At 74.3% G+C, this 26,102-nt stretch carries 24 protein-coding genes; 13 read left to right on the forward strand and 11 right to left on the reverse strand.

Annotation, left to right across the window (positions count from 1 at the left end; genetic code table 11):
- Positions 1–11: 11 nt before the first annotated feature.
- Complete coding sequence (locus tag ABD990_RS00275; protein ID WP_345377558.1) at positions 12–983, forward strand: DUF6925 family protein; 972 nt, start codon at positions 12–14, stop codon at positions 981–983.
- A gap of 1 nt (position 984) precedes the next feature.
- On the opposite strand, the gene ABD990_RS00280 is transcribed toward ABD990_RS00275, so the two are convergent.
- From ABD990_RS00280 to ABD990_RS00290, 3 genes are all read right to left on the reverse strand, one after another.
- A complete protein-coding gene (locus ABD990_RS00280; RefSeq protein ID WP_345377559.1) occupies positions 985–1,140 on the reverse strand; it encodes a hypothetical protein in 156 nt (51 codons plus the stop codon).
- Between the two features lie 145 nt (positions 1,141–1,285).
- The gene (locus ABD990_RS00285) at positions 1,286–1,933 is read right to left on the reverse strand and encodes a hypothetical protein (RefSeq protein WP_345377560.1); all 648 of its coding nucleotides are present in this window, start codon (positions 1,931–1,933) and stop codon (positions 1,286–1,288) included.
- Between the two features lie 32 nt (positions 1,934–1,965).
- Positions 1,966–2,277, reverse strand: a complete 312-nt coding sequence (locus ABD990_RS00290) for a hypothetical protein (RefSeq protein ID WP_345377561.1) — start codon at positions 2,275–2,277, stop codon at positions 1,966–1,968.
- Positions 2,278–2,459: 182 nt separating this feature from the next.
- On the opposite strand from ABD990_RS00290, the gene ABD990_RS00295 reads away from it, so the two are divergent.
- On the forward strand, positions 2,460–2,819 hold the full coding sequence (locus ABD990_RS00295; protein ID WP_345377562.1) for a cupin domain-containing protein: 360 nt from the start codon (positions 2,460–2,462) through the stop codon (positions 2,817–2,819).
- A gap of 317 nt (positions 2,820–3,136) precedes the next feature.
- Here ABD990_RS00295 and ABD990_RS00300 read toward each other — a convergent pair whose 3' ends face one another.
- The gene (locus ABD990_RS00300) at positions 3,137–3,886 is read right to left on the reverse strand and encodes an HAD-IIA family hydrolase (protein WP_345377998.1); all 750 of its coding nucleotides are present in this window, start codon (positions 3,884–3,886) and stop codon (positions 3,137–3,139) included.
- 109 nt (positions 3,887–3,995) lie between these two features.
- On the opposite strand from ABD990_RS00300, the gene ABD990_RS00305 reads away from it, so the two are divergent.
- Positions 3,996–4,760 (forward strand): hypothetical protein, encoded by a 765-nt coding sequence (locus tag ABD990_RS00305; protein ID WP_345377563.1) that lies wholly within the window; start codon positions 3,996–3,998, stop codon positions 4,758–4,760.
- Between the two features lie 196 nt (positions 4,761–4,956).
- The gene (locus ABD990_RS00310) at positions 4,957–6,027 is read left to right on the forward strand and encodes a methyltransferase (RefSeq protein WP_345377564.1); all 1,071 of its coding nucleotides are present in this window, start codon (positions 4,957–4,959) and stop codon (positions 6,025–6,027) included.
- A 1-nt stretch (position 6,028) separates the two neighbouring features.
- On the opposite strand, the gene ABD990_RS00315 is transcribed toward ABD990_RS00310, so the two are convergent.
- From ABD990_RS00315 to ABD990_RS00325, 3 genes are all read right to left on the reverse strand, one after another.
- The gene (locus ABD990_RS00315) at positions 6,029–6,838 is read right to left on the reverse strand and encodes an Fpg/Nei family DNA glycosylase (protein WP_345377565.1); all 810 of its coding nucleotides are present in this window, start codon (positions 6,836–6,838) and stop codon (positions 6,029–6,031) included.
- Positions 6,839–6,943: 105 nt separating this feature from the next.
- Positions 6,944–7,756 carry an Fpg/Nei family DNA glycosylase gene (locus tag ABD990_RS00320; RefSeq protein ID WP_345377566.1) on the reverse strand — a complete coding sequence of 271 codons (813 nt, stop codon included), beginning with the start codon at positions 7,754–7,756 and terminating at the stop codon, positions 6,944–6,946.
- Positions 7,756–8,223, reverse strand: a complete 468-nt coding sequence (locus tag ABD990_RS00325) for a ribose-5-phosphate isomerase (RefSeq protein ID WP_345377567.1) — start codon at positions 8,221–8,223, stop codon at positions 7,756–7,758. The genes ABD990_RS00320 and ABD990_RS00325 overlap by 1 nt, the downstream gene beginning before the upstream one ends.
- Before the next feature lie 17 nt (positions 8,224–8,240).
- On the opposite strand from ABD990_RS00325, the gene ABD990_RS00330 reads away from it, so the two are divergent.
- A complete protein-coding gene (locus ABD990_RS00330) occupies positions 8,241–8,930 on the forward strand; it encodes a DUF429 domain-containing protein (protein ID WP_345377568.1) in 690 nt (229 codons plus the stop codon).
- Between the two features lie 110 nt (positions 8,931–9,040).
- Here ABD990_RS00330 and ABD990_RS00335 read toward each other — a convergent pair whose 3' ends face one another.
- A complete protein-coding gene (locus ABD990_RS00335; protein ID WP_345377569.1) occupies positions 9,041–9,397 on the reverse strand; it encodes a nuclear transport factor 2 family protein in 357 nt (118 codons plus the stop codon).
- A gap of 87 nt (positions 9,398–9,484) precedes the next feature.
- On the opposite strand from ABD990_RS00335, the gene mobA reads away from it, so the two are divergent.
- The 6 genes from mobA to ABD990_RS00365 all read left to right on the forward strand — a co-directional run bounded on the left by mobA (position 9,485) and on the right by ABD990_RS00365 (position 17,873).
- Complete coding sequence (gene mobA, locus ABD990_RS00340) at positions 9,485–10,102, forward strand: molybdenum cofactor guanylyltransferase (RefSeq protein WP_345377570.1); 618 nt, start codon at positions 9,485–9,487, stop codon at positions 10,100–10,102.
- Positions 10,099–10,869, forward strand: a complete 771-nt coding sequence (locus ABD990_RS00345) for an MBL fold metallo-hydrolase (RefSeq protein ID WP_345377571.1) — start codon at positions 10,099–10,101, stop codon at positions 10,867–10,869. Before mobA ends, ABD990_RS00345 begins: the two co-directional genes overlap by 4 nt.
- An 11-nt stretch (positions 10,870–10,880) precedes the next feature.
- The gene (locus ABD990_RS00350; RefSeq protein WP_345377572.1) at positions 10,881–11,522 is read left to right on the forward strand and encodes a TenA family protein; all 642 of its coding nucleotides are present in this window, start codon (positions 10,881–10,883) and stop codon (positions 11,520–11,522) included.
- Between the two features lie 72 nt (positions 11,523–11,594).
- Entirely contained in the window at positions 11,595–14,165 is a 2,571-nt protein-coding gene (locus ABD990_RS00355; RefSeq protein WP_345377573.1) for a glutamate--cysteine ligase, read from the forward strand.
- A gap of 21 nt (positions 14,166–14,186) precedes the next feature.
- Positions 14,187–15,959, forward strand: coding sequence for an N-acetylglutaminylglutamine amidotransferase (locus tag ABD990_RS00360; RefSeq protein ID WP_345377574.1), 1,773 nt, complete (start codon positions 14,187–14,189; stop codon positions 15,957–15,959).
- A gap of 18 nt (positions 15,960–15,977) precedes the next feature.
- Positions 15,978–17,873 (forward strand): prolyl oligopeptidase family serine peptidase, encoded by a 1,896-nt coding sequence (locus tag ABD990_RS00365; protein WP_345377575.1) that lies wholly within the window; start codon positions 15,978–15,980, stop codon positions 17,871–17,873.
- A gap of 153 nt (positions 17,874–18,026) precedes the next feature.
- On the opposite strand, the gene ABD990_RS00370 is transcribed toward ABD990_RS00365, so the two are convergent.
- Both ABD990_RS00370 and ABD990_RS00380 read right to left on the reverse strand, forming a co-directional pair.
- Positions 18,027–19,574, reverse strand: coding sequence for a serine/threonine-protein kinase (locus ABD990_RS00370; RefSeq protein WP_345377576.1), 1,548 nt, complete (start codon positions 19,572–19,574; stop codon positions 18,027–18,029).
- Between the two features lie 139 nt (positions 19,575–19,713).
- Positions 19,714–22,005 (reverse strand): apiosidase-like domain-containing protein, encoded by a 2,292-nt coding sequence (locus ABD990_RS00380; RefSeq protein ID WP_425569331.1) that lies wholly within the window; start codon positions 22,003–22,005, stop codon positions 19,714–19,716.
- Positions 22,006–22,176: 171 nt separating this feature from the next.
- Here ABD990_RS00380 and ABD990_RS00385 point away from each other — a divergent pair, with 171 nt between their 5' ends.
- Positions 22,177–22,611, forward strand: coding sequence for a CBS domain-containing protein (locus ABD990_RS00385; RefSeq protein WP_345377577.1), 435 nt, complete (start codon positions 22,177–22,179; stop codon positions 22,609–22,611).
- A 72-nt stretch (positions 22,612–22,683) separates the two neighbouring features.
- On the opposite strand, the gene ABD990_RS00390 is transcribed toward ABD990_RS00385, so the two are convergent.
- Complete coding sequence (locus ABD990_RS00390; RefSeq protein ID WP_345377578.1) at positions 22,684–23,307, reverse strand: mycothiol-dependent nitroreductase Rv2466c family protein; 624 nt, start codon at positions 23,305–23,307, stop codon at positions 22,684–22,686.
- A gap of 169 nt (positions 23,308–23,476) precedes the next feature.
- On the opposite strand from ABD990_RS00390, the gene pepN reads away from it, so the two are divergent.
- Positions 23,477–26,038 carry an aminopeptidase N gene (gene pepN / locus ABD990_RS00395; protein WP_345377579.1) on the forward strand — a complete coding sequence of 854 codons (2,562 nt, stop codon included), beginning with the start codon at positions 23,477–23,479 and terminating at the stop codon, positions 26,036–26,038.
- Positions 26,039–26,102: the final 64 nt, after the last annotated feature.

Here is a 26,102-nt window from a genome sequence, read left to right on the forward strand (position 1 = left end):
AGCATCGGGGGGTGGTCGACGCGCAGGGGCTGGGTCGCGAGCTGCTCGGCGACCCGGCGACGGGCTGGAGCATGGGGCCGCCGGGGGCGATCGCGGAGTTCGCGCGGGATCCCGACGAGCCTGCGGAGACCGGCGCGACCTCGGTCGTCACGCCCCGCGGGGGGATCCTGCTGGACCCGCCGCCGGACGTCGTCCCCGTCGCCTACGAGACGCCCGCGGGCGGCGGCCTGCACTGGACCCAGGCGGTCGCCCTCTGCCTCCCGCACGAGCGGGCCCGGCGCGCCGCCCGGACCTCGATCACCCTGCTGGGGCCCGACGTCGACGCGCTGCGGCCGGGCGACCGCGGGGCCGTGCTCGTCGACCTCGGGCTGGGTACGCCGACCGTCGACGCCTGCGTCCGGACCGAGGACCGCGAGCTGCTGGCCCTGCTCGCCGCGCACGCCGGGCGGCCGCTGTTCGCGACACCCGTCGGCGCCGAGCTCGTGGCCCGCAGCCCGGACCGGGTCTTCCTGACGGCGGTGGGCCGGGTCGAGGTGCACGCCCCGATCCCCCCGCCGGGCGGGCGGTCCCCGCTGGGCCCGCACACCCACCTGCTTCCGCACCTGCTCGGCCGCGGGCCGGCGCCGACCGTGCCGATCCCGGGCGGGCACGTGGCCGTCGCGCACGCCTATCCCGCGCACCCCGCGGCCGACCACCTGGGGCGCCCGCACGCCTTCGAGGCGGACCGGCTCGCCCGCTTCGACGCCCTGCTCGGGCTCGCCGGGGATCCGCGCCTGGCCGCGCTCAAGGACACGGTGCGGACGGCGGTGCGGGCAGGGCGAGAGCCCCTCGACCTGCCGGAGGATCCGGCCGCCCGGGCGGCGGTCGCCGTCGCGCTGCGGCAGCTCGCGCACACCGACGGCCCGACGCCGCCGGCCTGGACGCGCTACCGTGACCTGCCCGCGGACCTGCTCGATCCCGCGGGCGACCCGAACGCCGGGTGAGTCAGGCCGCCTCCGGCGACCGGTCCTCCCAGAACCACTGGGCAGTCATCGGCCTCCGGCAGTCCGGACAACCGATGTCGAAGCCCTCGGACTCGTCGGCGGGAAGCTCGGCGTAGGAACCGCAGTCGGCGCAGCTCCACCACAGGGTGTCGCCCATGGGCCCGAGGGTAATCACATCCGTGTAGTTCGCAAGCGCCGGGCCCCCGCGCGCCCCTCGTCGGCGACACCACCCTCCGACACCGCGGGTCCCAGGCTGTCGAGTCCCAGGATCCGGTCGAGCAGCCGGAGCCGGAACGCCGCGCTCAGCACGAGGAACCAGGCCACCAGGGCGGGCAGCACGACGACGAACACGGGCTTCGCGGGACCGGTGAGCCCGAAGTAGGTGTAGAGCGCCGGTACGAACAGGATCGCCACGAACGCGAGAGCAGCCCGACGACCAGCAGGGCCGGGCGGCGGTCGTCGGTGGGGCGGGTCCACGTGGCGAAGAGCCGGTGGGGTGGGGCGAGGAACAGGATCAGCAGGAACGACGCGAGGCAGATGAAGGTCGACAGCCCGGTCCGGGCGCCGATGGTGGCCGCGGCGACGGGGAAGTCGGTGTCGGTGCCGTCGGCCAGCCCGGTGTGGCTCTCGAACTCGCCGATCACCTGGGCGGGGGTGCGTCCGGAGCTGAAGCCCTTCAGCACGATGTCGGCCACGTCGCGGGTGACCGTGCTGCCGCTGCGCATCGCGACGCCGACCTGGGCGCCCTTGAGGGCGCGGGCGTCGTTCACCCGTCGCCGATCATCGCGACGTAGTGGCCCCTGCCGGCGCAGCGACGCGACGACGCGCTCCTTCTGCTCCGGGGCGAGCTCCAGCTCACGCCCGTCCCGCACCACCACGACCGGCGCGCGGTCGAGCAGCTGCAGCTTCGTTCCCTCGGGGCCGGTCCGCGGATCCTGACACAGGCGCACGACCGGGGCCCGGCACGAGCGGACCTCCGGAGCTAGACGACCACGGGGCTCCGGGTGATCACCAGGCCACGCGGCTCCAGCTCCTCCGTCGTCATCTCGGGAGGGGGACCGGTCCGCCCGGCGGACAGCTCGGCGACGACCGGCGCCACCAGCGTCTCCGTGTAGTGCTCGTACGCGGCCCGGGACTCCCACACCTCGAGGACCTCGAACCCCTCGGCGGCCGGCAGCCCGACGTGGGCCAGGAGCCCGTCGACCACGCCCCCGGTCCGTCGCACCACCTCGGCGTGGACGGCGTCGTACAGCTCGACGGGTGCGGAGACACGGGTCCGGATGGCGACGGTCATGCCGACCTCCTCGATCGGAACGGTGACCGACGAGAATAGTCAGAGAGACTGACCATGTCCAGAGTCGGCGATAGGTGCGTCCCGCCGTGGTGGAACTACGTATCGTGCCCGCCTCCACCCCGGTGCGACGCTGCCGAGCGCGCACGACGACGCCGTCGTCGTGGACCTGGAGGAGCAGCGTCATGGCGATGGACAAGCGGAGCCTGGACGACCCGGACGAGTCCCGGCGGCCGGACAAGACGGTGCTGGACGTGGTCTCCCTGCCCGGGGCCACCGTCGGGCGGATCGCCCTGCAGCCGGGGTGGCGCTGGTCGGAGTGCATCAAGCCGGTCGCCGGCACGAAGAGCTGCCAGACCCCGCACCTGGGCTACGTCATCGCGGGCCGCCTGCACCTGCGCGACGACGAGGGCGGCGAGCTCGACCTCGGACCCGGCGACGCCTACCAGGTCGCGCCCGGCCACGACGCCTGGGTCGTCGGCGACGAGGTCTTCGTGGCGCTCGAGTTCGACAGCAAGACCGCGGAGACCTACGCCACGGGCTGATCCGCGCCCCCTGCCCCGGCCCGCCGCGGGACTTCCCGGCGGGCCGGGCGGACGCACGCCCGGGCGCGGTCCGCCCCCGTCCGGCGTCCGCCCGTGCGGCTGCGGGAACACCGGTCGACACCTCTGTGACGCCGCGTAACGCGACGGATGAACCTTCCGAGTCATCTCCCGGGGCGCGCCGCCGACCCGGTCTCCGGATCGGGCGTCGTGCACGCCGACCCCGCGGCCGGGAGAACCCCTCCCTACCGGCCGCCGGTCCACGCCGGTGGTGCCCGCCGGCGTGGACCACCCGGTCCGACCGTTCGGACCGGGCCCGCTCAGATCTCGTCCACGAGCTCGGCGATGGACGCCACCACCCTGGTGGGCCGGTAGGGGAAGCGGTCGACGGACTCCGCCCGCATGATCCCGGACAGCACCAGCACCGTCCGCATCCCGGCCTCCATGCCGGCCACGACGTCCGTGTCCATCCGGTCGCCGATCATGACCGTCGTCTCGGAGTGCGCCTCGAGCCGGTTCAGCGCCGCGCGCATCATCAGCGGGTTCGGCTTGCCCACGAAGTACGGGTCGACGCCCGTGGCCCGGGTGATCAGCGCCGCGACCGAGCCCGTGGCGGGCAGGCTGCCCTCGTTCGACGGGCCCGTCGGGTCCGGGTTGGTCGCGACGAACCGGGCGCCCCGCTCGACCAGCCGGATCGCCGTCGTCACCGCCTCGAAGCTGTAGGTGCGCGTCTCCCCCAGCACGACATAGTCCGGGTCCGACTCGGTGAGCACGTAGCCGATCTCGTGGAGAGCGGTCGTCAGCCCGGCCTCGCCGACGACGTACGCCGAGCCGCCGGGCCGCTGGTTGTCCAGGAACGCCGCGGTGGCCAGCGCGGAGGTCCAGATGGACTCGACCGGCACCTCGATTCCGGTGTTCCGCAGTCGGAACTGCAGGTCGCGGGGTGTGTAGATGGAGTTGTTGGTGAGGACGAGGAACGGGGTGCCCGTCTCGCGGAGGCGGTTCACGAACGCGTCCGCACCCGGGATGATGTTCCCCTCGTGGACGAGCACGCCGTCCATGTCCGTCATCCAGGCCTCGACGGGCTTGCTGTCCGACACGGCGGCGAGCCTAGTGCCGGGAACGTTCGTGCCCCCCTGTCCGTTGTCGGTGTGCACAACCCGCCTACAAGGAGAACCCGTGGACCTCGTGACCATCGTCCTGCTGCTCGCCGTGGTGGCGGGCGTCGTGTGGCTGGTCCGCAACCGCAACGCCGGCCAGGCCCGCGAGCTCGAGGACGCCAAGGCCGATGCCCGCCGCTGGGTCGAGCGCCTCGGCGGCCAGGTGCTCAACCTCGTCGGCACCAACGAGGCGGCCAAGCAGGCCCTCGCCGACGCGTCCGAGCGCTACAACGCGGCCGGCTCGCAGCTCGAGCAGGCCCGCACCCCCGCCCAGGCCCGGGGCGTGACCGAGACCGCCTACGAAGGCCTCTACTACGTCCGCGCGGCGCGCACAGCCATGGACATCGACCCCGGCCCCGAGCTGCCGCCGCTGCCCGGTCAGGCCCGTGCGGGCCGCGTGACCGAGGAGCGCGAGGTCGACGTCGAGGGCCAGCACTACAGCGCCTCGCCGAACCCGTCGGAGCGCAACGCGCACTACTACCCCGGCGGCAACGTCGCCGGCCGGCCGGTGCCCGCCGGCTGGTACAGCCAGCCCTGGTGGAAGCCGGCCCTGGTCGCCGGCGCCTGGGGTGTCGGCTCGGCCCTGCTGTTCAGCGCGATGTTCTCCGGCATGGCCGGCAGCGCCTACGCCGAGGGCTACTCGGACGCCATGGCCGCCGACATGGCCGCGGGCGGCGACGGGACCGGCGACGCCGGCGACCCCGGTGACGCGGGCGGCGACATGGGCGGCGACGCCGGGGGCGACTTCGGGGGCGACACGGACTTCGGCGGCTTCGACTTCTGATCGTTTGGACTTCTGGACGCGCGGGTAACACCCCGTTAACAGAACGTCCGGCCGGCTCGCCCGGCCCTGCGCCACTGACCGGCCCGGAGTGCTACGACCCGGGCCGGTCGTGTTTTCCGGACCCGTTTCGGGACCTTCTCCCGTATCTCCCGCGGCCGCCGGGCCCTCTCCTGCGTGTCGACGACAGGAGGTCCCCATGGTCGCCCCGACGACACGGACGACGACCGAGACGACGACCCGGACCGGGCACCCGGCCCCGGGTCCGGCGGAGCTGCCGGCGGTCGATGCCGCCGCCCGGCTCTCCCGGCTCGCCGACGGCTACCTGGTCACCGCGGCCCTGAACGTCGCGGCGGAGCTCGGGGTGGCCGACGTGCTGGCCCGTGGGGCGTGCGACGCCGTGCGGCTCGCCGCCGAGGTCGGGGCCCGGCCCGGGCCGCTGCACCGGGTGCTGCGGGTGCTGGTCGCGGAGGGCGTGCTGGCGGAGTTCCCCGACGGCACCTTCACCCTGACGCCGAGCGGGCGGCTGCTGCGCTCGGACGTGCCGGGCTCACTGCGCGGCGCGGTCCGCGCCCGCGGCGGGGTGTACGCCACCGCCGCACCCGCGCTGCCCGACGCGGTGCGGGAGGGCGATGTGGCCTTCGAGCGGGCGCGCGGCGAGCCGTTCTTCGACCACATCGCGTCCCGTCCCGCCGAGCTGGCCGCGTTCCAGGCCGCGATGCAGGACCGGTCGGCCCGGGAGGCCGCCGACGTCGTCGCCGCCTACGACTTCGGCCGCTTCCGCAGGGTGGTCGACGTCGGCGGCGGCACCGGGGTGCTGCTGTCCGCGGTCCTCACCGCCACGCCCGGCCTGGCGGGCGTGCTGCTCGACCGGGCCGAGGTGGTGGCCGAGGCGCGCGTGCCCGAGGGCACCGAGGTCGTGGCCGGTGACTTCTTCGCCGGCGTCCCGGCGGGCGCCGACGCCTACCTGCTGTCCCGGATCCTCCACGACTGGGACGACGCGGACGCGCGCCGCATCCTCGTCCGCTGCCGGGAGGCGATGGGGCCGGACGCGACGTTGCTGGTCGTCGACGCGCTGCTGCCGGAGCGGGCCGCGGACGGGCCCGCGGTGATCCGCATGGACGCGACGATGCTGCTGCTCGCCACGGGGTGCGAGCGGACGGCGCGGCAGTTCGGGGAGCTGTTCGCCTCGGCCGGGCTCGTGCTGCGGCGGGTCGTGCCGACGACCTCGCCGGTGGGCCTGGTCGTCCTCGAGGCCGGCCCCGCGTGACTCACCCCGCCTGACAGGTGGGGCACCGGAACAGGTTGCGGGCCAGGTGCGTGGCCCGCGCGATCGGGGTGCCGCACACCAGGCAGGCCTGCCCCGCCCGGCGGTAGACGTAGACCACGCTCGCGCACACCGAGCCGCGATCGGGCGGGGCCAGCTGCGCGGGATCGTGCTCGGGCCCCAGCGTCTCGATCTTGCCGCGCCGCTCGCCGTCGCGCAGCATCGCGGTGAGGTCCGCCCAGAGGTGCTCCCAGCGCTGCCGGCCCAGCTCGCGGCCGGGCAGCTGCGGAGGCAGGCGGCAGCGGAAGAGCGCCTCGGCCCGGAAGACGTTGCCGACGCCGGCGATCACGCTCTGGTCCATGAGCAGCGTCGCGAGCGGGGCGCGCGAGCGGGAGATGCGCGCCCACGCCTCGTCCGGGTCGGCGTCCGGGCGCAGCGGATCGGCGCCGAGCCGGGAGCGCAGCGCCTTGACCCCGACGTCCGTGAGCAGCTCGCAGGCCGACGGTCCGCTCAGGTCCGCGAAGTGGGTCCCGCCGACCATCCGCATCCGGATCTGCCCGCGGGGAGGGAGCAGGGGAAGCCGACGGTTCGGGAAGCGGCCGTAGAGCCCGAGGTGCACGTGCACGACGAGATCGAGCCCGTAGTGCTGGAACAGGTGCTTGCCGTGCGCGTCGGTCCGCTCGAGGACCCGCCCGTCGACGAGCGCGGCGTCGGCGGCGAAGCGGCCCTGCGGGCTGCTCACCGCGACCGGCGCCTCACCGAACCACCGCTGCTGCAGGCGCGCCATGCGGTGGACGGTGTGGCCTTCGGGCATGTCCCGACCCTGCCCCGCCGGCCGGGATCCCGCGCGTCGAACCGGCGTCCTCGCAGGTCAGGGCGGGCCGTGAGTGCGAACTACCGTTCTACGGGCAGTCGGCGCTCACGGGGTGGACTGGCAGGTGGGGCACCAGAACAGGTTGCGGGCTGCGTGGGTGGCGGTGCGCACCTCGGAGCCGCAGACCAGGCAGGGCAGCCCGGCGCGGCGGTAGACGTACACCTCGCCGCCGTGCCGGTCCTTCCGCGCGGCCTGCCCCCGCCGGCGCGGGTCGTGCTCGGGCCGGACGGTGTCGATCCGGCCGCGGCGCACGCCGTCCCGCATCAGGGCGACGAGGTCCGGGGCCATCGCCTCCCAGGTGCCGCGGTCGAGCGCCCGCCCGGGGATCTGCGGGTCCAGCCCGTGCCGGAAGAGCAGCTCGGCGCGGTAGACGTTGCCGACACCCGCGAGCACCTTCTGGTCCATCAGCAGCGTGGCGAGCGGCGAGGCGGACCGCGAGATCCGCTCCCACACCCGGTCGGGGTCGAAGTCGCGGCGCAGCGGGTCCGGCCCCAGCCGCTCGCGGATCGCCTTCACCTCGGCGCGGGTCAGCAGCTCGCAGGCGGTCGGCCCGCGCAGGTCGGCGAAGTGGGTCTCGCCGACGAACCGCAGCCGCAGCTGGCCGCGCGGCTCCGGGGCGGGCAGCTCGCCGTCGTCGAACGTCCCGTACAGCCCGAGGTGCACGTGCACCACCAGGTCCGGGCCGAAGCGGTGGAACAGGTGCTTGCCGTGCGCCTCGACGCGGGTCATCACCTGGCCGTCGAGCAGCGCGGCGAAGTCGGCGAACCGGCCCTGCGGGCTGCTGACCGCCACCGGCCGCTTCGCGAACAGCGCCTGGTGGCGCCGCGCCAGCCGGTGCAGCGTGTGCCCCTCGGGCATCAGGCCTGCTCGGTGGTGGCGCCCGTCTGCTCGTAGGCGGCGAGCTGGTCGATGCGACGCTGGTGCCGCTCGCCCTGCGAGAAGGGCGTGGCGAGGAAGGCGTCGACGATCGCGAGCGCCTCCTCCTCGCTGTGCTGGCGGGCGCCGATGCCGATGACCTGGGCGTCGTTGTGCTCGCGGGCGAGCGTCGCGGTGTCGACGCTCCACGCCAGCGCGGCGCGGATGCCCTTCACCTTGTTGGCGGCGATCTGCTCGCCGTTGCCCGAGCCGCCGATCACGACGCCGAGGCTGCCGGGGTCGCCGACGACCCGGCGCGCGGTGTCGATGCAGAAGGCGGGGTAGTCGTCGTCCGGGTCGTAGGTCAGGGCGCCGACGTCGACGACGTCGTGCCCCGCACCCTTGAGGTGCTCGGAGAGCCGGGCCTTCAGCTCGAAGCCGGCGTGGTCGCTGCCGAGGTAGACGCGCACGGCGAGAATCCTGCCTCATGAACGGTTCCGCCCGGATCGCCGGGGTGGACGGCGTGCCCGGGGGCTGGGTGGTGGTGCGGCTGCACGGGCGCGCTCCCGGGTGGACGGTGCGGTGGGCCGTGGTGCCGAGCGCCGCCGAGGTGGTCGAGCTGACGGCGGGGTGCACGGCCGTGGGGGTCGACATCCCGCTCGGGCTCCCGGTCGACGGCACACCCCGCGCGTGCGACGTGCTGTGCGCCGCCCGGCTCGGCCGCGCCCGGTCCTCAGTGTTCCCGGCGCCGCCGCGCGAGGTGCTGCTGGAGCCGACGCACGAGGCGGCGGTGCGCCGCGCGCGGGAGCTGACCGGGCGCGGGATCAGCGTCCAGACCTGGAACATCCGCCGGCAGATCCTGTCCTGGGACGCGGTGCACCCGCTGCCGGACACCGTGATCGAGGTGCACCCCGAGCTGGCGGTCCGGGGGCTGGCGCCCGGGACGGAGTTCGCGTCGAAGAAGACGGCCCGGGGTGCGGGCCAGCGCATCGCGGCGCTGGCCCGCTGGGTCGACCCGGCCCGGGCGCTGGCCGACCTCCCCGCGGGCGCCCGGCTCGACGACTGTCTCGACGCCCTGGCCGCCACCTGGTCCGCCGCCCGCTGGGCCGACGGCACCGCCGAGGTCCTGGGCGGCGGGACGGGCGACCGGGGCCGGGTCATGCGGGTCGCGGTCTGAGCAGCCGCCCGTCCCGCGCTGCAGGAACTCGCGACTCGCTGAAGCCCACAGCGCGACTCGCGGAAGCCCACAGCGCGACTCGCGGAAGCTCAGCGCGACTGGCGGGTGGTTCAGGCGGGGACCTTGTCCAGGAAGCCCACCACCAGCGCGATCCGGCCGTCGGGGGCGAGGGTGACGGCGTCGGCGCCGATCACCGGCGGCTCGCCCGCGCCGTCCGGGCCCAGCCCCCACCGGAACCGGACGACGTCGTGGTGGGCGTCGGCCTCCCCCACCGGCCCGAACACGAAGCCGGGGAACTGCGCGTGCACGCCGCCGATGAGCGCGGTGATGGCCTCGTGCCCCGTGACGTCGGCGAGCGGGTCGACGTAGCGGGCGTCCTCGGTGAACACGTCGGCGACGGCCTTGGCTCGGGCCTCGTCGTCCGTGGTGTTCCAGGCGGTCAGGTAGCGGTTCACGATCTCGGTCATGCCACGAGCCTGCTGCCCCGCGCGCCGTCGGTCGACGACCTCGGAGGTAAGGCGGCGGTGGTCCGGTGCGGCGGTAGGGTCCGGTCCGTGCGCGCGGCGGGGATCGTGCTGGCCGGCGGCCGGTCCTCGCGGATGGGCCGGCCCAAGGCGTGGCTCGAGTGGGACGGGACGACGCTGCTCGACCGCGTCTGCGGGGTCGTCGCCGGGGCCGTCGACGGGCCGGTGGTCGTGGTTCGCGCCCCGGGCCAGGAGCTGCCGCCGCTGCCGGCCGGGGTCGAGACGGCCGAGGACCCGGTCGAGGGGCGCGGCCCGCTGCAGGGCATCGCGGTCGGGCTCGCGTCCGTCGCCACCCGCGCCGACGCGGCGTTCGTCGCCTCGGTCGACCTGCCCTTCCTGCACGGGGCCTACGTGCGGCGCGTGCTCGCGCTGCTCGGCGGGCACGCCGTCCTGCTGCCGGTCGCGCGTGGGCACCACCAGCCGCTGGCGGCGGCCTACCGGACCGCCTTGGCCCCCGTCGTCGCCGACCTGATCGACCGGGGGCTCGTCCGCCCGCCGGACCTGTTCGCGGCCGTCGACGTGCACCGCGCCGACGAGGCCGAGCTGCTGGCCGATCCGGCGCTCCGCGACGCCGACCCCGAGCTGCGCGCCCTCGTCAACGTCAACACGCCCGGGGAGTACGCCTCGGCCCGCGGGCAGGGCCGATGACCTGGGTCGAGCTGGGCGACGGCGTGCTGGCCCGCCGGCACGCCGAGCTCGACCTGACCACCGGGCTGGTCCTCGGCGCCGAGCGCGCGCTGGTGATCGACACGCGCGGCGACCACGTGCAGGGCGGGGAGCTGGCCGCGGCGGTGCGGGCGGTCACGGCCCTGCCCGTGACCGTCGTGCTCACCCACGCCCACTTCGACCACTGCTTCGGCACCGCCGCGTTCCTGCCCGCGCCGGTCCTGGCCCACCCGGGCTGCCGGGCCGCGCTGGAGCGCACCGGCGCCGCGCAGCGGGATCACTGGGTCGCGCACTACCGCGCCCACGGCGACACGGGCACGGCGGCGGCGTTGGCGGCGACCGAACCGGTGCCGCCGGATCCCGCGCCCGCGACGCTGGACCTCGGCGGCCGCGAGGTCGCGCTCGTCGCGCCGGGACCGGGGCACACCGACCACGACCTCGCGGTGCACGTCCGCGACGCCGGGGTGCTGTTCGCCGGCGACCTGCTGGAGTCCGGCGCCCCGCCGGACTACGAGGACGCCCACCCGCTCGGCTGGGCCGACGCCGTCGCCGCCCTGCTCGCCCTCGGCGCGGCGGTCCACGTCCCGGGGCACGGCGACCCGATGACCCGCGCGCAGGCCCGGGCCCAGCACGCCGAGCTGGCGGAGGTGGCCGCCCTCGCCCGGGCCGTCGCCGCCGGGGAGCTGACCGAGGTCGAGGCGGAGGCGCGCTCGCCGCACCCCGGGGTGCCCTGGAACCGGGAGCCCTAGGGTCGGACCACGTGAGCTTCTCCGAGCAGTTGCGCGAGGCCGGGCGGGAGACCTGGGAGGCCGCCGTCGGCCACCGGTTCGTCGAGGAGCTGTGGGCGGGCACGATCGCGCCCGACGTGCTGCGCCGCTACCTCGTGCAGGACTACCAGTTCTGCGACGCCTTCCTCGCCCTGATGGGCGCCGCCGTCGCCACCTGCGACGACCCCACCGCCCGCGTGGTGCACGGCCGGCAGGTCGGGCTGGTGGCCGGCGACGAGCACGCCTACTTCCACCGCTCCTTCGACCTCCTCGGCGTCCCCGAGGCCGAGCGGACCGCCCCGGAGCGCACGGCGCCGACCGAGGGTTTCGTCGCCCTGATGGACACCGTCCGGGCCGACGCGAGCTACACCGAGATCGTCACAGTGCTCGTCGTCGCGGAATGGCTCTACCTCGACTGGGCATCCCGGCCGCATGGACCGCCGCCAACCGACCCGATCGCCCGCGGGTGGATCGATCTGCACCGCGGACCCGAGTTCGAGGCCTGGGTCGCCTTCCTGCGGGCGGAGCTGGACCGCACCGCACCGCAGGCCCGGGACCGCCGCCGCGTCGCGCGCCGGTTCGCCGAGGCCGTGGATCTCGAGCTCGCCTTCTTCGAGGCGGCGTACGGCGGCTGAACCCGCCGCACGTGAGGAGGACCCCGTCGCGAGGCTATCCGCACGTAACATTCGGCCCCTAGCGTCACCCGCATGAGTGGCGCCGGGAAACCCCTCCTCGGGGTCGAGGAGGAGTTCCACGTCGTGGACCTCGAGACGCGGCGTGCCGCGCCCGAGGTCGACGCCCTCCTCCCCCAGCTCGACGGGGCCGAGTTCGCCCGGGAGCTGCAGCGCTCGCTCGTGGAGACGAACACCCCGGTCGTCGAGACCCTCGACGAGCTGGGTGCGCACCTGCGGCGGCTGCGGTGGAAGCTGGAGAGCGTCGCCGAGCCGCACGGGCTGGGGATCGTCGCGGCGGGCACCGTCCCGCTCGTCGATCTGACCGGCGAGGACATCTCCGCGGGCGCGCGCTACGAGAAGATGCAGCACGAGTACCAGATGCTCGTGCGCGAGCAGCACATCTGCGGCGCGCAGGTGCACGTCGACGTGCCGGACCGGGACACCGCGGTGCAGGTCGTCCGGCGGGTCGCCCCGTACCTGCACATCCTGCTCGCCCTGTCGGCGAGCTCGCCGTACTGGCGCGGGCACGACACCGGCTACGCCAGCTACCGCAGCATGGTGTGGTCGCGCTGGCCGACGTCGGGGCCGCCGGCGATGGTCGAGACCGCCGCCGAGTACGACGAGATGGTCCGGCAGCTGATCGCGTCGGGAACGATCAGCGACCCCGGGATGCTCTACTTCGACATCCGACCGAGCGCGCACGTGCCGACCGTGGAGCTGCGGGTCTGTGACGCCTGCACGGAGGTCGACGACGTCGTCCTCATCGCCGGGCTCTTCCGCGCCCTGGTGTGCAAGGCCCGCGAGGACCTCGACAAGGGGCTGCCCCTGCCGACCAGCCGGCAGGAGCTGCTGCGCTCGGCGAACTGGCGGGCCGCGCGCAGCGGGCTGGAGGGCGACCTCGTCGACCTGGTCGGGCCGTCGCTGGTCTCCCCTCCGCTGCTGGTCGGGCAGTTCGTGGACATGCTGCGGCCGCAGCTGGAGGCGCTCGGGGACTGGGAGCAGGTCCTCACGCTGTCCCAGGCGACCCTGGAACGCGGCAGCGCCGCGGCCCGGCAACGGCGGATGTTCGGCCGCCGCGGCCGGCTGACGGACGTCGTCGACGCCCTGATCGCCACCACCCAGGGCCGGCTGCTGCCCATCGACCCGCCGGTGGAGGTCCCGCTCGCGCGGGAGCTGCTCTCGCAGTACCGGCCCGGGACCTTCGACGAGGCGGTCAGCGCCGGCGGCACCGTCCTGCCCCAGTACGGCTGGATGTTCCGGGCGCTGGAGCGCCTGGGACCGCGCGGGATGGTCGCCGCGGAGTCCGCGCTGGGGACCGAGCAGCGGGCCCGCGGGGTGACGTTCGGCCCCGAGGACGGCACCGAGGAGCCCCGGCTCTTCCCGCTCGACCTCGTGCCGCGGATCGTGAGCGCCGAGGACTGGCACGTGCTCACCGAGGGGCTGGCGCAGCGGGTCCGGGCGCTGGAGCTCTTCGTCCGGGACGTCTACGGCGAGCGCCGGATCGTGCACGACGGCGTGATCCCGGCCTCCGTGGTCGACGGCGCACCCGGCCGCAACCGGGAGGGCGAGATCGCGCCGGCCGACGTCGTGCGGATCGCCGTGGCCGGGATCGACCTGGTCCGCGACGCGCCCGACCACTGGCTCGTGCTCGAGGACAACCTGCGCGTCCCGTCCGGCATCGGTTACTCGATCATGAGCCGCCGCCTGGTCCGGAGCGTGATGAGCGACCTGGAGCCACCCACGGGCGTCGTCGGGCTGGAGGACGTGCCCGGGCGGCTGCGGGCCGCCCTGCTCTCGGCCACCGACTCCGGCAGCCCGGGGGCGGACGAGGTGGCGCTGCTGTCGTCCGGCCCCTCGGACTCGGCCTTCTTCGAGCACAAGCTGCTCGCGGACCGCATGGGCGTGCCCGTGGTGACGCCGCGGGACCTGCAGGTCACGGACGACGGTGTCTACCTCGTCTCGACGGGCGGGAAGCGTCGGCTGTCCGCGCTCTACCGTCGGATGGACGAGAAGGACCTGATGAACGCCCGGGGCGCGGACATGCGCCCGATCGGGCGGGCGCTGGCGAGCGCGGTGTCCCGGGGCCGGGTCGCCCTGCTCAACGCGCTGGGCAACGGCGTGGCGGACGACAAGCTCGTCTACGCCTACGTCCCCGACATGATCTCCTACTACCTCGACGAGCCGCCGCTGCTCGACGCCGTCCCGACCTACCCGTGCGTCGACGACGAGCGGCGTGAGGAGGTGCTCGACCGGCTCGACGAGCTCGTGCTCAAGCCCGTCGACGGCTACGGCGGCAGCGGGATCGTGATCGGCCCGCACGCCGAGCGCTCCGAGCTCACCCAGGTGGAGAAGCAGATCCGCGCCGAGCCGGCGAAGTGGGTGGCGCAGGACATGGTGTCGCTGTCCACCCACCCGACCTTCTCGGCCGGGCGGCTCGAGCCGCGGGCGGTCGACCTGCGGGCCTTCGTCCTCCAGAGCCAGTACGGCGGCCGGGCGCACCTCGACGTGGTGCCCGCCGCCCTCTCCAGGGTTGCGCCACCCGGCAGCCTCATCGTCAACTCGTCGCGGGGCGGCGGCGCCAAGGACACCTGGATCCTCCGTTAGTCGGAAGTGGGGAGCAGCCACATGTGCGGTATCGCCGGTGAGATGCGGTTCGACGGCGGTTCGGCCGACCCGGCCGTCGTCGCCCGGATCGTCAAGGCGATGGAGCGCCGGGGCCCGGACGGCACCGGGGTGCACGCGGCCGGCCCGGTCGCGCTGGGCCACCGGCGCCTGAAGATCATCGACCTGTCCGAGCGGGGCGCCCAGCCGATGGTCGACTCCGCGCTCGGGCTCGCCGTGGTGTTCAACGGCTGCATCTACAACTACAAGGACCTGCGCCGCGAGCTGGAGGCCGCGGGCTACTCCTTCTTCTCCGACTCGGACACCGAGACGGTGCTCAAGGCCTATGCGCACTGGGGCCCGGAGTGCGTCGAGCACTTCTACGGGATGTTCGCGTTCGCCGTGGCCGAGCGGGACAGCGGCCGGCTCGTGCTCGGCCGGGACCGGCTCGGGATCAAGCCGCTGTACCTGACCGAGGGGGCAGGCGTCCTGCGCTTCGCCTCCTCGCTGCCCGCGCTGCTGGAGGCGGGCGGCGTGGACACCTCGGTCGACCCGGTCGCGCTGCACCACTACATGACCTTCCACTCGGTGGTCCCGGCGCCGCGGACGATCCTCGCGGGCGTCGGCAAGCTGCCGCCGGCGACGGTCCGCACCTACGAGCCGGACGGCCGGCACTCCGACCGCGTGTACTGGCGCCCGGTCCACGAGCGCCGCCCCGAACTGGGGATCACGGACTGGAAGGAGGCCGTGCTCGAGGGCCTGCGCACCGCGGTGCGCCGCCGCATGGTCGCCGACGTGCCGGTCGGGGTGCTGCTCTCCGGCGGCCTGGACTCCTCGCTGATCGTGGCGTTGCTGGCCCAGGAGGGGCAGACGGGGCTGAAGACCTTCTCCGTCGGCTTTCACGCCGCCGGCGGGGAGAAGGGCGACGAGTTCGAGTTCTCGGACATCGTGGCGAAGCAGTTCGGGACCGACCACCAGCAGATCCTGGTCGACCCGGCGCGGATGCTGCCGGCGGTCGACGAGGCGATCACGGCGATGGCGGAGCCCATGGTCAGCCACGACTGCGTGGCCTTCTACCTGCTGTCCGAGCAGGTGTCCAGGTCCGTGACCGTGGTGCAGTCCGGCCAGGGCGCCGACGAGGTCTTCGCCGGCTACGACTGGTACCCGCCGCTGCGCGAGACCCCCCGCGACCGGGCCGTCGAGGCGTACCAGGCGGTGTTCACCGACCGCCCGCACGCCGAGCTGGCCGAGATTCTCGAGCCCGAGTGGCTGCTCGACCACGACCCCAGCCGGGCGTTCATCGCCGAGCACTTCGGAATGCCGGGTGCGCAGGAGACGTTGGACGCGGCGCTGAGGCTGGACAGCACGATCATGCTCGTGGACGATCCGGTCAAGCGCGTCGACAACATGACGATGGCCTGGGGGCTGGAGGCCCGCGTCCCGTTCCTGGACCACGAGCTCGTCGAGCTGGCGGCGGCGTGCCCACCCGAACTGAAGCTCGCGCACGGCGGCAAGGGCGTCCTCAAGGAGGCGGCCCGCGGCGTCGTCCCGGACGACGTGATCGACCGGCCCAAGGGGTATTTCCCGGTGCCCGCGATCCGTCACCTGGAAGGACCGTTCCTGGAGCGGGTGCGCGACGCCGTGACCGACCCGGTCGCCAAGGCGCGGGGCCTCGTCCGGGGGGACTGGCTCGACCGTATGCTCGCGGATCCGAACACCCAGCGCACCAACCTCGGGTCCAACGCGTTGTGGCAGGTGGCACTGCTGGAGTTGTGGTTACAGGAGAGGGGGATCTAGCTCATGAACGGTGTCAACGTGGATACCTTCACCGACCGGCGGCGCGCCCAGCTGGCCGGTGAGCTGGACGAGCACCTCTTCACCCCCGCCTACCGCTCCGCGCTGCCCTCCCCGGACGGCACCCTGCTGGCCTGGGTCTCCGACCGGGACGGCCGCCCCCGCGCCTACGTCGGCCCGATGCCGGCGGGCGAGGCGTCCGTCGTGCAGCCCGCCGCGCCGCTGGACACCGAGGTGGACCCGGTCGTGGCGTGCGACGTCAAGGCCCTCAGCTGGTGCCCGGACGGCTCCTTCGTGGCCTGCGAGGTCGCTCCCGGCGGCGGGGAGCGGACGCGGGTCCTGCTGCTCTCCCCGGACGGGGCGGAGCGGCGCGAGATCGCCGCCGGCTCCTCCGCCGTCACGCTCGGGGCCTGGTCCCCGACCGGCCGCCAGCTCGGCGTCACCATCTACTCGGACCGCGCCGCGGGCGGGGACGGGTCCGGCACGGCCTGCCTCGTCGACGTCCGGGACGGCTCCTCGATCGTCCTCGGCTCCGGGCCGGCCGCCGTGGTCTGCGCGGTCAGCCGGGACGGCCGCCGCGCCGTCCTGCGCACCGGCCGCCGCGGCGCCCGCACCCTCGAGCTGATCGACCTGTGGACCGGCCGCCGCACGGACCTGCTCCCCGGGCACGACGCCACCGTCGCCGACGGCCGCTTCGGCGTCACCGGCGCGGTGCTCTACCTGCACACGGATGCGGGGCGGGACCGGCCCGGGCTGCTCGCCTGCTCCATCGGCGACGACGCCTCCGGCGGTGAGGTCTCCCTCGCGTGGGAGGTCGCCTGCAGAGGGCACGACGACCTCGACCAGGTCGCCCTCGACCCGGCCGGGGCCCGCGCCGCGCTCGTCTGGAACGTCGACGGCCGCTCCGAGCTCGAGCTTGTCGACCTGCGCACCGGGCTCACCGACCCGGTGCCCGACCATCCCGGCGACGTCGTGACCGGGCTGGCGTTCACCCGCGACGGCCAGGCGCTGCTCGTCGGCAGCGAGGGCCCGGCGGTGCCGCCGCACGTCGCCCGGATCGCGCTCGACGTCCCCCTCGCCGAGCCCACCCCGCTCCTCCCCGACACCTTCGAGCCGCTCGAGCCGCTCGTCGACCCGACCCTGCACGAGTTCCGCGCCGAGGACGGCCTGACCCTGACCGGCTGGTTGTTTCGTCCCCGTGGTGGATTCGGGGCCGCCCCGACGCTGGTGTGGCTGCACGGCGGGCCGGAGGCGCAGGAACGGCCGATCTTCCAGCCGCTGTTCCAGGCGCTAGTGGCCGCAGGCGTGCAGGTCTTCGCGCCCAACGTCCGCGGCTCGGCCGGCTTCGGGCGCGTCTTCTCGCAGGCGGACGACCTGGACCGCCGCTTCGTCGCGATCACGGACGTGCGGGCTGCGGTCGGCTTCCTCACCTCGTCCGGCCTCGCCGACCCGGACCGCATCGGGGTATCCGGGCGCTCCTACGGCGGCTACCTGACCCTCGTCGCGCTCGCCTGGTTCCCCGAGCTGTTCGCGGTGGGTGTCGACGTGTGCGGCATGTCCGACCTGCAGACCTTCTACTCGGACACCGAGCCGTGGATCGCCGCGGCCGCCACCACCAAGTACGGCGACCCGGAGCGGGACTCCGAGATGCTGCGCGCGCTCTCCCCCATCCACAGCGCCGACCGGATCAGCGCTCCCCTGATGGTGGTGCACGGGGCGTACGACACCAACGTCCCGCTGGGCGAGGCCGAGCGGATCGTCGAGGCGCTGCGGGCCCGCGGGGCGTCGACGAGGTTCCTGCTGTTCGACGACGAGGGCCACGAGACCCATGCCGTCGCCAACCGCGCCGAGTTCACCGCCGAGGTGGTGCGGTGGGTGACGGGCCACCTCACGGAACCCGCCTCGCAGACCGCGTGACCCGACGCGTCATGGACCCTTGACGCTCGGCAGAGCCCTCTTCTTGCAGCGTCATGGATCCATGACGCTGTCAGGGCCCCTCCTCTGGCGCGTTGTGGAACCACAACGCCGTCGGTGTCGTCGACCCGGCGCGCTGTGGAGCCATGACGCGGGTCAGGCGCGGGAGAAGGACTGGATGAGCTGGTTGCCGTCGCTGCCCGTGCCGACCCGGAAGGTGTAGGGCTCGCTGCTGGTCGAGCCGTCGTCGCGGGTGAAGACGATCGTGCCCGAGACCTGGCCCTGCCCGGTGGAGCGGGCGTTCTGGATCTCCACCTCGCTCATCCCGCCGTAGAAGCGACGGAAGCCGTCGATCCCGCCCGAGGCCGCCTGCGCCTGCGAGCCCAGCATCGCGAAGGCGGCGTCCGGGTCGTCGGGCAGCAGGCTGTAGTAGCGCTGGACGAACGACACGGCGTCGGTGTCCGAGGCCGCCGACGTCGTGGTCGTGGGCGACGGGGTCGTCGTGCGCGGGGTCGTCGTGGGCGTGGTGGTGCGGGGCGGCGACGACGTGGTGGTCGGCGCGGCCACAGGAGGCGCCGTGGTGGCCCCGCCGCCCTGATCGCCGTTGTCGGCAGCCCAGAGGGCTCCGATCGCGACGCCACCGCCGACCACGAGCAGCACGAGGGCGGCGATGACGAACGGCAGCATCCGCCGCTTGCGCGGCGTGGCCCCGGCCGGCGGCCGCTCCGATCCCGGCGGCACGACGACCGGTGGCGCCGGCATGCCCGTGAGCGTGCGCGGGCCGGGCTTCGCCGCGGCCGCCTGCGGCGTCGGGATGACCCGGGTGGTGACCGGCGCTGTGGCGCCCAGCCCGGTCGCCGACGTACCGCCTGCGATCGTGGCGAGCGCGTCCCGCGCCTGGGCCGCGGTGGGCCGGTCGCTCGGCTCGTTGGCCAGCAGGCGCATCAGCAGCGCCGTCAGCGGGCCCGCGTGCTCGGGCGGGCGCACGGCGCCGGTCGCGACCTTGTGCAGCAGGGCGTAGGCGTTGTCGTCGAGCCCGAAGGGCGGCTCGCCCTCCACCGCGGCGTAGAGCGTGGCGCCGAGGGCGAAGACGTCCGACGCCGAGGTCGGCTCCTGCCCGCGCGCCACCTCGGGCGCGAGGAAGGCCGGGGTGCCGGCGATCATGCCCGTGCGGGTGAGCTGGACGTCGTCGACCGCGCGGGAGACGCCGAAGTCCGTGATCTTGGCGCGGCCGTCCTCGGCGATCAGGACGTTGCCCGGCTTGATGTCACGGTGCACCACGCCCGCGGCGTGCGCCGCCGCGAGCCCGTCGGCCACCTGACGGCCGATCGACGCGACCTCGCGCGGCTCCATCGGCCCCTTCTCCCCCAGCACCACCGCGAGCGAGCGCGAGGGGAGGTACTCCATGACCAGCCACGGCCGGTCGTCGTGCACCACGACGTCGAACATGCTGATCACGTGCGCGTGCTGCAGCCGCGCGCCGATCCGGCCCTCGCGCAGCAGGCGCTGGCGGGACTCCTCGGCGGCGTCGGGCCCGCTGCTGCTGACCGGCGCCGCCGCCGCGATCAGCTCCTTGACCGCGACGGTCCGGTTCAGCAGCTCGTCCGTCCCCCGCCACACCGCGCCCATCGCCCCGACACCGATGCGCTCCTCGAGCCGATAGCGGTTCCCGATACGCGGGGCGTCGGGCTCGGGCGGGGTCATGACCGTCAAGGGTAGGCACTCCGCGCGCGCGGGGCGCCGGGAGGTCGGGTCAGACGGGCCTCCCCCGCCAGGGTGACACGTGACGACGGGTGATCGTCCGCCGGGTCGGCGCGGCCGCCGCAGGTCGCGGTGCTGCAGATCACCGCGGGAGGCCGAGCTTGCGGGCGCAGGCGGGCCAGGAGCCGTACCCGCCGCGCCGGTCGCGGACCTTCTCGGCGATCTCGATCTGCTGCTCCTTCGTGGCCTGGTCGGCCCGCGGGGCGTAGTGGGTGCCGCCGAAGTCGGACCAGGTGGCGGAGTCGAACTGGAGGCCACCGTAGTAGCCGTTGCCGGTGTTGACGGCCCAGTTCCCGGAGGACTCGCACGCGGCCAGGCTGTCCCAGGTCGCGGAGCCGCCTCCTGCGGACTTCGCGGGCTCGGCGGGCTTCTCCGGTGCGGCGGCGGGCTTCTCCGGCGCGGCCGGTCTCTCCGGCTCGACGGGCTTCTCGGGTTCGGTGGGCTCGGGTTCGGCGGGCTTCTCGTTCGACGGGCGCTCTTCCCGGGGCTCCTCGGGGCGATGCTCGGCGTCTGATCGCTGCTCCGTGGGGTGGTCGTCCGAGCCGTCCCCGCGCTCCTCCGCGGCGCGGTCGTCGCCGCCGTGGTCGTCGGCGTGCCGGTTCCTCGCGGGCGGCTCGTCGGTGGTTCCGTGGCCCCCGGCGGAGTCGGGCTCCACGGCATGATCCGGCTCGTCGGCGAGGTCGTCCTCGGCAGCGCCGTCCTCGGTCGCGCCGTCCTCGGTCGCGCCGTCCTCGGTCGCGCCGTCCTCGGTCGCGCCGGCGAGGGTCCCGGAGCCGGGATCCTCGAGGACCTCGGTGCCCGGTGCGCCGTAGCCCGCGGCCTCGTCGTCGAGCACGAGAACCCAGTCCCGCTCGTCGCCCGTCCCGGCGGGCGCCTCGAACGCGGCCACGCCGGTCGCGTCGACGGGCTCCTCGACCTCCAGCACCTCACCGGTCCGCGGATCGACCCACGAGGCCCGGACCCGCTCCGCGGTGAGCATGTCGAGGTCCACGGTGACGTCCTCGCCCTCGGGCGTGTAGGCGACCAGGAAGGAGCCGTCCGAGGCGAGGCCGGCGGAGACGCGCGCGTCGCCCGCGGAGCCGGTGCCGGCAAGCGTCTCGTCGGCCGGCTGCAGCAGGCGGTAGGGCCGCGACTCCAGCACCCGCTTGAGCACGCCGAGCTGGGCGCCCCCGTCGGTCTCCACCGCGTTCTCCCAGCCGGGCGCGAAGTCGGAGACGGTCGAGTCGGCGTAGGTCGCCCCGCTCGCCCCGCCGAGCGCCGCGCGCCACGCCTCCGCCCGGACGTCGTGCGCGCTCGTGGTGCCGTCGGTTCCGCCCTCTCCCGCGCAGTCCTCCCCCTCGGCGGGCGGTGTCGTGTCGAGCAGGGGCTTCCCGCTCCCGGCCGCCGCGGCGCGCGCGTCGGCCCGGGAGGCGGACGACGCGCAACTGCCAGTCGCCGCCGAGCTCACGTCGGGCGACGCGGCCCCGATCCCGGTCGCGCCACCAGGGTCACCGGCATCAGCACCGTCAGCGGCATCCTCGGCCCCGTCCTCCGTCCCGACCACCCCGGCCTCCTCGGCGCCCGCGTCGAGTCCGGCCACGTCGCCCACCCCGCTCTCGGTCGCGACGTCGAACTCACCCACCCCGTCCCCCGCGTCCTCGCTCGCGCCCGGGGGGTCCGCGGCATCGGTCTCGGACTCGTCGGCAACGGTCGACTCCTCACCGGCAGCCCCGCCCCCACCCCCGGCGGAGGTGCCACCGGACCGAGCGGCACCCGACCCCCGCGGCAGGTGCGCGACCGGCGCGTCGCTCCCGCCCTCCCGCAGCCCCTCGACCAGCTCCGCCCAGATTCCGTCGTGCGCGCCGTCGTCGTCGCCGCCCGTCAGCCAGACCACGGACGCGTCGCCGTACCGCGCGCCGAGGAAGCTCCCGTACTCCCGGGCGTTGCGCTCCGTGACCAGGCTGCCGGCGAGCCCGTCGCTCCACACCGGCGCCAGCGCGAGGGTGACCCCCTCCGCCGCGGCCGACCGGACCAGCCCGTCGACGCGTTCCCAGTAGGCTTCGGTCGGCGCGCCGAGGTGCCCCGCGAAGGCGGCGTTCCCCTCCCGGTCCCGGGCCGCCCCGGGCCGCACGAGAGCGGTCCGGACCACGGTGAAGCCCTGGTCGGCACGAGTACCGAGGTAGCTCGCGGCCTCGTCGTCGTCGAGCCCGGTGACGAGCCCCCACGCGGTGTCGGCGAGCCAGTAGAAGGGCGTGCCGTCCGGCCGGGAGAACCACCGCCCGTCGACCCGGGCACCGCTCTCCGGCGCCTCCCGCACCACGGCCGCGACGAGCACGCCCGCCAGCACGACGACCACCGCCAGCGCCGCACCCAGCGCCCGTCCGTAACCACCCACGCGCCGCACGCTCGCAGCGCGACCCGCCCGTCCGGGGCGGAACGGATCAACCGGTCACGATCGTGAACGGCCCGGCCGCCACACAGGTGATCTCCCGCATTGTTTCGTGCCGAAACGGAGGCCCCGGGAGCAGAATGAACGCGTCCGAGAACTGCGGCGGAGGGAACGGCGATGAAGATTGCGGACATCCTCGACGCGAAGGGCCGGACCGTGCACACGATCCTGCCGTGGGCGACGGTCGCGGACGCCGTGGCCCGGCTCGAGCGCCTGGGGGTCGGCGCCCTGGTGGTCTGCGACGCGGACCACCGGATGGTCGGGATCGTGTCCGAGCGGGACCTGATCCGGGAGCTCGCGCACCGGGGCACGGGCCTGCTCGATCTCCGGGTCGACGAGGTCATGACCAGGAAGGTCGCCACCTCGCGGCTCGACGAGCCGATCGCGAGCGCCATGGCCCGCATGACCCGCGACCGCCACCGGCACCTGCCCGTGCTCGACGGCGGCAGGCTCGTCGGCATGGTCTCGATCGGCGACCTCGTCAAGGCGCGGCTGCGCGACATGGAGCTCGAGACGGGCGTCCTGCGCGACATGTTCATCGCGGCGCACTGATTCTCCGCCGAATACCCGAACGGCACTTCCGCGCGATCTTCCGCGCAGAAGTGCCGTTCGGGCGAAAAGGGATCAGTAGTCGAAGTCGGGGTCCTCGGTGCGGGTCCGCTTCAGCTCGAAGAAGTGCGGCCAGCCGGCCAGCAACCGGGCACCGTCGAAGACCTTGCCGGCCTCCTCGCCGTGCGGCACCTTGCTGATCACCGGGCCGAAGAAGGCGACGTCGTTGACGTGGATCACCGGCGTGCCCACGTCCATGCCCACCGGGTCCATGCCCGCGTGATGGCTCGTCGTCAGCTTCTCGTCGTACTCGGTGGAGGTGGCGGCCTCGGCCAGCGAGGCGGGCAGGTCCAGCTCCGCCAGCGCCTCCTTGATCACGATGTCGAAGTCCTTGTTGCCCTGGTCGTGGATGCGCTCGCCCATCGCCGTGTACAGCGGGCGCAGGACCTCCGGGCCCTTCAGCTCGGCCGCGGCGATGCACACGCGCACCGGGCCCCAGCCCTTCTCCATGAGCGACTGGTACTGCTCCGGCAGGTCACGGCCGGAGTTGAGCACCGACAGGCTCATCACGTGGAAGTTCAGCTCGATGTCGCGGACCTTCTCGACCTCGAGGATCCACCGCGAGGTCAGCCACGCCCACGGACACAGCGGGTCGAACCAGAGATCGACCTTCGCCTTGTCCGTCTCCGTGCTGGTCATGGGCACTCCGTTCGTCCGGGGAGGGACTCTTCCGCTCCGCACAACCCGAGGGGTGAGGGGGCTGTTCCCGGATACCCGGCGACGACGGACGCAATGACGGGGCGACCACCCCGCCCACGTGATTGGATGCCCCCGAAGCGAACCCCTCCGGAAGGACCGCGCCCAGCTCATGGCCCCGCCCAACCTGACCCGGACCGACGCCGAGCGCCGGGCCGCCCTGCTCGACGTCACCGGCTACGTCGTCGACCTCGACCTCACCGACGGCCGCGGCGGACCGGGCGAGAAGACCTTCGCCACCACGACCACGGTCCGGTTCTCCTGCACCGAGCCGGGGGCGGACAGCTGGATCGACTTCGTCGGCGAGTCCGTCGAGTCCGCCACGCTGAACGGCACCGCGCTCGACGTCTCCGGCTACCGGGAGGACGACGGCATCGCGCTGCCCGGGCTGGCCGCGGAGAACGAGCTGACCGTCGTGGCCACCGGCGTGTACATGAACACCGGCGAGGGGCTGCACCGCTTCGTCGACCCGGTCGACGGCGGCGTCTACCTCTACTCGCAGTTCGAGACCGCCGACTGCAAGCGCCTGTTCGCCTGCTTCGACCAGCCGGACCTCAAGGCCCGCTACACGCTCACCGTCACGGCACCGGACGACTGGAAGGTCGTGTCCAACGCCGTCGCGACCACGGAGAAGGCCGGCCCGGCGACCGTCCACCGCTTCGCCGAGTCCGAGATCATGTCGACCTACCTGGTCGCGCTGATCGCGGGCCCGTACTCGAGCTGGCACGCGGAGCACAGCGACGATCACGGGGTCATCCCGCTCGGCATCTTCTGCCGCGCCTCCCTGGCCCCGCACATGGACCACGAGCGGATCTTCACCGAGACGAAGCAGGGCTTCGACTTCTACCACCGCAACTTCGGGATCCGGTACCCGTTCGGCAAGTACGACCAGCTCTTCGTGCCGGAGTTCAACGCGGGCGCGATGGAGAACGCCGGCGCGGTCACCTTCCTCGAGGACTACGTCTTCCGGTCCCGGGTCACCCGCTTCCTCTACGAGCGGCGCGCCGAGACGATCCTGCACGAGATGGCGCACATGTGGTTCGGCGACCTCGTGACCATGCGCTGGTGGGACGACCTGTGGCTCAACGAGTCGTTCGCCACCTGGGCCTCCGTGCTCTGCCAGGCCGAGGCCACCGAGTACACGCAGGCGTGGACGACCTTCGCCAACGTCGAGAAGTCCTGGGCGTACCGGCAGGACCAGCTGCCGTCGACGCACCCGATCGCCGCGGACATCCCGGACCTGCAGGCCGTCGAGGTCAACTTCGACGGGATCACCTACGCCAAGGGCGCGTCGGTGCTCAAGCAGCTGGTCGCCTACGTGGGGCTGGAGCCGTTCATGGCCGGCCTGCGCGCGTACTTCGAGGCCCACAAGTGGGGCAACGCCACGTTCGACGACCTGCTGGGCGCGCTGGAGCAGGCGTCCGGCCGGGACCTGTCGGACTGGGGCGCGCAGTGGCTGCGCACCACCGGGCTCAACCTGCTGCGCCCGCAGTTCGACGTCGACGACGAGGGCCGGTTCACCTCCTTCGAGGTCGTGCAGGGCGGGGCGCGGCCGGGCGCCGGCGAGCTGCGCACCCACCGGGTCGCGGTCGGCGTGTACGACGACGACGGCGAGGGCCGGCTCGTGCGGACCCACCGCGTCGAGGTCGACGTCACCGGCGAGCGCACGCCCGTCGAGCAGCTGGTCGGCACGCCGCGCGGCGCGCTCGTACTGGTCAACGACGACGACCTCACCTACTGTGCGCTGCGGCTCGACCCGGGCTCGCTCGCCACCCTGATCGACCGCATCGGGGACATCGCCGAGCCGCTGCCGCGCACGCTGTGCTGGTCGGCGGCCTGGGAGATGACGCGCGAGGCCGAGCTCAAGGCCCGCGACTTCACCACCCTCGTGACCGGCGGGTTCGGCCGGGAGACCGAGATCGGCGTCGTCCAGCGACTGCTGCTGCAGGTCCAGACCGCGGTGGCGTCGTACGCGGACGAGTCGTGGGCCACCGACACGGGGTGGCCGCTCCTCACGGACGCCCTGTCGGCGCAGCTCGACGCGGCCGAGCCCGGCTCGGACGCCCAGCTCGCCGTGGTCAACGCCCTGTCCGGCAGCGTCCTGCCCCCCGCGACGCTGGACCGGTTCGCCGCCTGGCTCGAGGGCCGGGACGTGCCGGAGGGGCTGACCGTCGACACCGACCTGCGCTGGCGGCTGCTGCACGCCCTGGTCGCGCACGGCCGCGCCGCCGAGGACGCGATCGAGGCCGAGCACCGGCGCGACCCGACCGCGGCGGGCGAGCGACAGGCCGAGCGGGCCCGTGCACTGATCCCCACCGCCGACGCCAAGGCCACGGCGTGGGAGCGCGCGGTGCACGACGACGAGCTGCCCAACGCCGTCAACGAGGCGATCATCGGCGGCTTCTCGCACCCGGCGCAGCGCGGACTGCTGGCGCCGTACGTGGAGAGGTACTTCGCCGAGGTCGCGGACGTGTGGGCGCGGCGGACGTCCGAGCGCGCACAGAGCGTGGTGCTCGGGCTGTTCCCGTCCTGGGCGGTGGAGAAGTCCACGGTCGACGCCGCGGACGCCTGGCTGGCCGACGAGAGCCACCCGCCGGCCCTGCGCCGGCTGGTGTCCGAGGGCCGGGCCGGGATCGTCCGCGCCCTGGCCGCGCGGGAGTTCGACCGCAGCTGACCGCACCGTGGATCCATGACGCGTCGAGGCACCACCTCCGGCGCGCCATGGATCCACAGTGCGC

The organism is Pseudonocardia yuanmonensis, assembly GCF_039542425.1.
GTDB lineage: Bacteria > Actinomycetota > Actinomycetes > Mycobacteriales > Pseudonocardiaceae > Pseudonocardia > Pseudonocardia yuanmonensis.